The organism is Desulfobulbus alkaliphilus, assembly GCF_016918545.1.
Lineage (GTDB): Bacteria > Desulfobacterota > Desulfobulbia > Desulfobulbales > Desulfobulbaceae > Desulfobulbus > Desulfobulbus alkaliphilus.
In genome coordinates this window covers 1-412 of record NZ_JAFFQC010000343.1, presented here as the reverse complement: position 1 = coordinate 412, position 412 = coordinate 1, and the positions used below count along the sequence as shown (strand labels likewise).

1 pseudogene is annotated in these 412 nt (G+C 43.9%); it reads left to right on the top strand.

The window, feature by feature from the left end:
* Positions 1–195: pseudogene (locus JWG43_RS18855) on the top strand (GNAT family N-acetyltransferase); the annotation flags it as partial.
* Between the last annotated feature and the right edge of the window lie 217 nt (positions 196–412).

Sequence of the window (412 nt, the reverse complement as noted above, 5' to 3'; positions counted from 1 at the left end):
CAACTTGGTTATACACATTCCATCGTCTTGGGTAGTGAAAAATACTATTCTAGTGAAGGATATGTACCTGCAGAGGATTTCGGCATAAAAGCTCCTTTTGATGTTCCTCGTGAAAATTTTATGGTTTATATGATAACTAAAAATGGTGACGATCTTCACGGAATAATAAGGTACGCTCAAGAGTTTGGTATTTGATAACACAAAGTCTCCGCAAACAATCTTTCCGCGGAGACTTGGGGGTATATAGGTGAGGATTAAGGATCAGGTGCGTGTCGTCGTATGGGCGTCACGAACAAGACAAGTGGCTCCCACACGTTGACCAAGGCTTGTCGGGGGGCTTGCAATCTTCTGGAAAAATGCTTATAAGAAGGTGCTGGGAAGTGATAGCACACTCCCTGGGTAGGTACGCACT